General features: G+C 62.2%; 5 protein-coding genes. All 5 read left to right on the top strand.

What is annotated here, in order from left to right; translation table 11 throughout:
• Nucleotides 1-227, top strand: a 227-nt coding sequence (locus F8N49_RS25330) for a hypothetical protein (RefSeq protein ID WP_218574916.1), incomplete at its 5' end; no start/stop codon positions are given.
• A gap of 415 nt (nt 228-642) precedes the next feature.
• On the top strand, nt 643-1,998 hold the full coding sequence (locus F8N49_RS25335) for a pitrilysin family protein (RefSeq protein WP_071172213.1): 1,356 nt from the start codon (nt 643-645) through the stop codon (nt 1,996-1,998).
• Entirely contained in the window at nt 1,991-3,481 is a 1,491-nt protein-coding gene (locus tag F8N49_RS25340; RefSeq protein ID WP_151553066.1) for a pitrilysin family protein, read from the top strand. Before F8N49_RS25335 ends, F8N49_RS25340 begins: the two co-directional genes overlap by 8 nt.
• Complete coding sequence (gene rsmD / locus F8N49_RS25345) at nt 3,481-4,095, top strand: 16S rRNA (guanine(966)-N(2))-methyltransferase RsmD (protein WP_122751165.1); 615 nt, start codon at nt 3,481-3,483, stop codon at nt 4,093-4,095. Before F8N49_RS25340 ends, rsmD begins: the two co-directional genes overlap by 1 nt.
• 65 nt (nt 4,096-4,160) lie before the next feature.
• Nucleotides 4,161-5,156 (top strand): hydrolase, encoded by a 996-nt coding sequence (locus tag F8N49_RS25350; RefSeq protein ID WP_122698594.1) that lies wholly within the window; start codon nt 4,161-4,163, stop codon nt 5,154-5,156.
• The last annotated feature ends 34 nt before the right edge of the window (nt 5,157-5,190 follow it).

Here is a 5,190-nt window from a genome sequence, read left to right on the forward strand (position 1 = left end):
CTGGGCTCTTCTTGTCGTCGTTGGAACCAAACATGGAGGACGGCTATCTCACGGTAGCGACGCGCCAACAGGGCGCCCCGGCAAATAAATATTCGATGCAGAACAGACTGTGTTTCACCCAGCTTGTTCACGCGCAACATTTTGTCAAGGCACCGAAGGCACCTCAAACTTCAATTAACACGAAGGACTGGAGCGGCATCGTCGGCGAAAACGCGCAGTTCAGATGAAAAACTGCTGCTATCCGCGACAAACCCATACAGCCTGACCGGGTGTCGAAACCTGATAGGCGTGGCCGCCAGTAAAACGGATCAGTATCCTAGGGCGTGTCATTGATCATTACCAGTACCGCGTGGCCGCCTGAAAACGGGCCAGACAAGGCGCAGGCCGCAGGGAATGTGCTTTCCTTGCCAAGGACTGCAACGCAGTATGGCCCGTTTTCAGGCGCCACCCGGAGGGCCGAGCCTGATAGTGTGCAGGGCTGCGTTGCTCGGAGTTTATTTGGAACAACCAAACCACACTCCTCGCGCCTTGCCCTGCACACTATCAGGCGCCGGCGCGGTACTGGTAATGATCAATGACACGCCCTACCTCTCGCCCGCTGACGCTAAGACCAAGCGGGCAGCCCAACAGGTTGAAAAACGAATGAATGCTCTAGCCCGCCGCGCTGCTGGCCTGCTGCTCAGCGCAGTCTGCCTGCCCCTTTCGGCCCTGGCGGCCGACCCGCAACCGACCCATGAATTCACCCTCGACAACGGCCTCAAGGTCGTCGTGCGCGAAGACCATCGTGCGCCGGTGGTCGTTTCGCAGATCTGGTACAAGGTCGGCTCCAGCTACGAGACTCCAGGCCAGACTGGTCTGTCCCACGCGCTCGAGCACATGATGTTCAAGGGCAGCGAAAAGGTCGGCCCCGGCGAAGCTTCGCTGATCCTGCGCGACCTCGGCGCCGAAGAGAACGCCTTTACCAGCGACGACTTCACGGCTTATTACCAAGTGCTGGCCCGTGATCGTCTCGGCGTGGCCTTCGAGCTGGAAGCCGACCGCATGGCCAACCTGCGCCTGCCGGCCGACGAGTTCGCCAAGGAAATCGAAGTCATCAAGGAAGAGCGCCGCCTGCGCACCGATGACAAGCCGATGTCCAAGGCCTATGAGCGCTACAAGGCCATGGCCTACCCGGCCAGCGGTTATCACACGCCGACCATCGGCTGGATGGCTGATCTCGACCGTATGAAAGTCGAAGAACTGCGCCACTGGTACCAATCCTGGTACGCGCCGAACAACGCCACGCTGGTGGTGGTCGGTGACGTCACTCCGGACGAAGTGAAAACCCTCGCCCAGCGTTATTTCGGCCCGGTCGCCAAACGCGACGTGCCACCGGCGAAAAAACCGCTGGAACTGGCCGAGCCCGGCGAACGCCAGATCACCCTGCGCGTGCAGACCCAACTGCCGAGCCTGATGCTTGGCTTCAACGTGCCGAGCATTGCAACCGCTGAAGACAAACGCTCGGTCAACGCCTTGCGCCTCATCTCGGCGCTGCTCGACGGCGGCTACAGCGGACGCATCCCGGCGCAACTGGAACGCGGCGAAGAGCTGGTCTCTGGCGGCTCGTCGGACTATGACGCCTACACCCGTGGCGACAGCCTGTTCACCCTGTCGGCCACGCCGAATACGCAGAAGAAAAAGACCATCGCCCAGGCCGAAGCCGGCTTGTGGAAACTGCTTGAGCAACTGAAAACCACCGCGCCGTCTGCCGAAGAGCTGGAACGCGTCCGCGCTCAAGTCATCGCCGGCCTGGTCTACGAGCGTGACTCGATCACCAGCCAGGCCACCGCGATCGGTCAACTGGAAACGGTCGGCCTGTCGTGGAAGCTGATGGACACCGAACTGGCCGATCTGGAAAGCGTGACCCCGCAAGACATCCAGAACGCCGCGAAAAAGTATTTCACCCGCGAACGTCTCAGCGTCGCCCACGTCCTGCCTTTGGAGACGACTCATGAGTGAGCGCAAAATCCCACGCCTGATGCTGCTTGGCCTGATTGCTGTCGCGGTGATCGGCTCCGCAGCGGTTTATTTGTCGCCAAGCGCTGACAGCAAGGCCAGCGAAGCACTGGATAACGCCAAGTCCAGCCAGAAACTGCAATCGCTGGCCGAACTCGACGGCAAGGCCCCGGCCAGCCGCAAGCTTGATGTGCAGACCTGGAACACCGCTGAAGGCGCGAAAGTGCTGTTCGTCGAAGCCCATGAGTTGCCGATGTTCGACATGCGCCTGATCTTCGCCGCTGGCAGCAGCCAGGATGGCAACGTCCCCGGCCTCGCGGTGCTGACCAACGCCATGCTCAACGAAGGCATTGCTGGCAAAGACGTCGGCGCCATCGCTCAAGGCTTTGAAGGCCTCGGCGCCGACTTCGGCAACGGTGCGTTCAAGGACATGGCGCTGGCTTCGCTGCGCAGCCTCAGCGCACCCGAGCAGCGTGAACCGGCGTTGAAGCTATTCGCCGATGTGGTCGGCAAACCAACCTTCCCCGCCGACTCCTTCGCGCGCATCAAGAACCAGCTGCTCGCCGGTTTCGAGTACCAGAAACAGAACCCCGGCAAACTCGCCAGCCTGGAGCTGATGAAGCGTTTGTACGGCGATCACCCATACGCGCATTCCAGCGATGGCAATGCGCAGAGCGTGCCGAAGATCACTGTCGCGCAATTGCGCGAGTTTCATGCCAAGGCCTACGCCGCAGGCAACGCTGTGATTGCACTGGTCGGCGACCTGTCGCGAGCCGAAGCCGAGGCGATCGCCAATCAGGTCTCCTCTGCCCTGCCGAAAGGCCCGGCACTGGCGAAAATCGCCGCACCTCAGGAACCGAAGGCCAGCGTCAACCACATCGAGTTTCCGTCGAAACAGACCAACCTGATGCTCGCGCAACTGGGTATCGATCGCGATGATCCGGATTACGCCGCGCTGTCGCTGGGCAATCAGATCCTCGGCGGCGGTGGTTTCGGTACGCGCCTGATGAGCGAAGTGCGCGAGAAGCGTGGCCTGACCTACGGTGTTTATTCGGCGTTCAGTCCGATGCAGGCCCGTGGCCCGTTCATGATCAACCTGCAGACCCGCGCCGAGATGAGCGAAGGCACCCTGAAACTGGTGCAGGACGTACTCGCCGACTACCTGAAAACCGGGCCGACACAGAAAGAACTCGACGATGCCAAGCGCGAGCTGGCCGGCAGCTTCCCGCTGTCCACCGCGAGCAACGCCGACATCGTTGGCCAGCTCGGCGCGATGGGCTTCTATAATCTGCCGCTGAGCTATCTCGACGATTTCATGCGTCAGTCGCAAAGCCTGACCGTAGAGCAAGTCCGCGCTGCGCTGAACAAACACCTGAGCACGGAGAAAATGGTCATCGTCACCGCTGGCCCGACCGTGCCGCAAAAGCCGTTACCGGCCCCATCTGATAAACCTGCCGAGCAACCGCTCGGGGTTCCGGAGCATTAATGGCCACTCGAGCACCGAAAAAACCTATGCAAAACGTGCACAACGGCGTGAACCAGCTGCGCATCATTGGCGGCCAGTGGCGCAGCCGCAAGCTGAGCTTCCCCGACGCACCGGGCCTGCGCCCGACCCCGGATCGCGTGCGTGAAACCCTGTTCAACTGGCTCGCGCCCTATGTCGAAGGGGCGAAAGTGCTCGACCCGTTCGCCGGCAGCGGCGCGCTGTTTCTCGAAGCGCTGTCCCGAGGCGCGGCCACGGCCCAGGCGCTGGACGCCAGCAACGTTGCGGTTTCCAGCCTGAAAGAACACCTCGGCACCCTGCGTTGCAGCAACGGCCAGGTGCAAACCGCCGATGCGCTGCGCTACCTGGAAACCCAGACCGCGACGCCGTTCGACCTGGTGTTCCTCGACCCGCCGTTCAACCAGAACCTGTTGCCAGCGGTTTGTACCTTGCTGGAAGAGCGCCAATGGCTGGCGGCCGATTCGTGGATCTACACGGAAAGCGAAACAGCGCCATCGACGCTGGGCCTGCCGGGCAACTGGCGCCTGCATCGTGAACAGAAATCCGGTCGGGTTTTTTACGCGCTGTGGCAGCGCACGGCGGACATCGCCGGCTGACAAGGTCGCAAGCAACCTGCGGCGAGGGGGCGAGCTTCCTCGCCACAAGCCCATCGAGAATCATCGTGCCCCCTTCGCCAGAACGCTTCATCCCCGCCTTCGGCCTCGGCAATCCGCATCTGCAAACCCTGTGGGGGCCGCTGTGGCGCAAGACCGTGCACATCGAGCGCGAACGCGAACGCCTGTGGCTCGAGGACGGCGACTTCCTCGACCTCGACTGGCACGGCCCGCACAGCGCCGAGGCGCCGTTGGTACTGGTGCTGCACGGTTTGACCGGCTCATCCAATTCGCCCTATGTGGCGGGCATTCAAAAGGCCTTGGCCGAGCAGGGCTGGGCCAGCGTCGCGCTGAACTGGCGCGGTTGTTCCGGCGAGCCGAATCTGTTGCCGCGCAGCTACCACTCCGGCGCCAGCGAAGACCTTGCCGAAGCCATCCAGCACCTGCGCGCCAAACGACCGTTGGCGCCGTTGTACGCGGTCGGCTATTCACTGGGCGGCAACGTGCTGCTCAAGCATCTGGGTGAAACCGGCAGCAACAGCGGTGTGCTCGGCGCGGTGGCGGTGTCGGTACCGTTCCGTCTCGATCAATGTGCCGATCGTATCGGCCAAGGGTTTTCGCGGGTGTATCAGGCGCACTTCATGCGAGAGATGGTCGCCTACATCAGGAACAAGCAGCGTCAGTTCCAGCATGACGGGCGCGAAGACGGCCTGGCGAAACTGGCCGCGCTCGGCTCGCTGGAAAACATGCGCACATTCTGGGATTTCGACGGCCGGGTTACCGCGCCATTGCACGGTTTCAATGACGCCGAGGATTACTACCGCCGCGCCTCGAGCCGCTACTACCTCGGCGAGATCCGCACGCCGACGCTGATCATTCAGGCAGCGGATGATCCGTTCGTATTTCCCCACAGCCTGCCGCAAGCCGACGAGTTGTCAGCCTGCACCCGGTTCGAATTGCAGGCGCGTGGCGGTCATGTCGGTTTCGTCGACGGCTCGGTGCGCAGGCCCGGGTATTACCTGGAGCGGCGCATCCCACAATGGCTGGCCGCACTCGGTCAATGAGCGCCGCATATCCCTTTCAGGAGTGAGCCTGCTC

Origin of the sequence: Pseudomonas sp. GXM4 (assembly GCF_008923895.1) — a bacterium.
Lineage (GTDB): Bacteria > Pseudomonadota > Gammaproteobacteria > Pseudomonadales > Pseudomonadaceae > Aquipseudomonas > Aquipseudomonas atacamensis.

Coding starts and splice junctions, on each gene's coding strand:
- F8N49_RS25335 (WP_071172213.1), top strand. CDS start 643: ATGAATGCTCTAGCCCGCCGCGCTGCTGGCCTGCTGCTCAGCGCAGTC.
- F8N49_RS25340 (WP_151553066.1), top strand. CDS start 1,991: ATGAGTGAGCGCAAAATCCCACGCCTGATGCTGCTTGGCCTGATTGCT.
- rsmD (WP_122751165.1), top strand. CDS start 3,481: ATGGCCACTCGAGCACCGAAAAAACCTATGCAAAACGTGCACAACGGC.